Raw genomic sequence first — 1,548 nt, 5'->3', positions numbered from 1 at the left:
CCGCTATAAGAACTGCTATAAGGACTTTTGGAGTCATCAAAACCCTTGTGGCGCTTTAGAGAGTTGTTCTTATTGAATCAGCGATGCAAAACCTCGGGTCGGCCTCAGAAACACCACCCCTCAGCCAGCTCAGCGAAGCAACACCTCGGGCCAACCGACGAGACACCCCAGTCACAGCTCCTCAGCGAGGCAAAACCTCGGACCGCCCGTGATAGCGCCCCAATCACCGCCCATCAGCGAAGCAACACCTCGGGCCAACCGAGATAACGACTCGGCCAGCACCCCTCAGCGAAGCAAAACCTCGACCAGACCGACAAAACACCCCAGTCACAACTCCCCAGCGGGACAAAACCTCGGGCCAACCGAGATAACGCCCCAATCACCGCCCGCCAGCGCAGCAAAACCTCGACCAGACCGGGATAACGACTCGGCCAGCACCCCCCAGCGAAGCAAAACCTCGACCAGACCGACAAAACACCCCAGTCACAACTCCCCAGCGGGACAAAACCTCGGGGCGGCCTCAGAAACACCACGCCTGCACCAGTTCGACGACCAACCAAGGAGGACATCATGACCACCGAAACCGATTGGGACAAGCTCTCGGACGAATACTTCGAGCACACGCCCGACATCATCGGCGAGACCATCCGCCCACAAAAGGCAATCACCATGGACGACCTCGACGACATCTTCGCCCGCCGCCCCCTCGCCGAGAACCCCCGCGCCAAGGCCGACGTGCTCTACAAGGCGTACCTGACCGCCGACATGGACGAGCAGGTGCACGCACAGGCCACCAAGGAACACATCGGCAAGAGCGCGCTGATCCGCAAGGCGCTCGCCGCCTATCTAGCTGCCAATAAGACACAGCCAACGATGGCGTAAGCGCCTAAAGGACGACGAAAAGCCCCGACCCTGCCGCGAGCTGCGGCGGAGGTCGGGGCTTTCATCGTTTCCGGCTGTCAGGCATGGACGGTTTCATGCCGGCGCATGGCACGCAATCGGTCGGCGATCCAGGTGTTGACGACCGCGTTGCGGCTGATCGCCAGTTCGGCGGCCTCGTTGTCCAGCTCGCTGACCATCCATGCTGGCATCGTCAGCGTGATGCGCTTCTCCAGCGGGGGATGGTGCTCGACCACGGGATTCTTCAGATCGACGTAGTTGAGGATGTCCTCACCGTTGTCGAACATCTCCTCGAGCTGGTCGCTGGTAATCGACTTCGCATCGGGCTTAATCTTGGCTGTCATAGTATGCCTCCTCGTTCTTTCGCGACCTGCGTACGGATATGATGCGGATGCGCTTGCCTCGTCGGGTGGTGATTGCCGTCCAGTGCTTGCCGTCGATCATGCCGAGCACGATGAAGCGCACATCGTCGTTGCCGGGATTCGGAGCGATCAGCGTCACCGTCTTCGAGTTGTCCCACATGCACTGGGCCTGCTCGAAGTCGATGCCGTGCTTGGCAAGGTTCTTCGCGCTCTTTGCCGGATCGTATTCGAATTCCATCACAATCTCCCAATAGCATCAATCATACATCAACATGACATCCCCGGA

At 59.5% G+C, this 1,548-nt stretch carries 3 protein-coding genes; 1 reads left to right on the top strand and 2 read right to left on the bottom strand.

From position 1 onward, the window contains the following. Positions 1–570: 570 nt before the first annotated feature. Positions 571–882: a hypothetical protein gene (locus BW09_RS10770; protein ID WP_044089382.1), complete on the top strand. Its 312-nt coding sequence runs from the start codon at positions 571–573 to the stop codon at positions 880–882. A gap of 77 nt (positions 883–959) precedes the next feature. On the opposite strand, the gene brnA is transcribed toward BW09_RS10770, so the two are convergent. Both brnA and BW09_RS10760 read right to left on the bottom strand, forming a co-directional pair. After that, positions 960–1,244, bottom strand: coding sequence for a type II toxin-antitoxin system BrnA family antitoxin (brnA, locus tag BW09_RS10765; RefSeq protein ID WP_140464178.1), 285 nt, complete (start codon positions 1,242–1,244; stop codon positions 960–962). Continuing rightward, a complete protein-coding gene (locus BW09_RS10760; RefSeq protein ID WP_140464176.1) occupies positions 1,228–1,500 on the bottom strand; it encodes a BrnT family toxin in 273 nt (90 codons plus the stop codon). The genes brnA and BW09_RS10760 overlap by 17 nt, the downstream gene beginning before the upstream one ends. Positions 1,501–1,548 lie beyond the last annotated feature (48 nt).

The organism is Bifidobacterium sp. UTCIF-1, assembly GCF_006408915.1.
GTDB lineage: Bacteria > Actinomycetota > Actinomycetes > Actinomycetales > Bifidobacteriaceae > Bifidobacterium > Bifidobacterium reuteri.
This window is presented reverse-complemented; position numbering and strand designations above follow the sequence as displayed.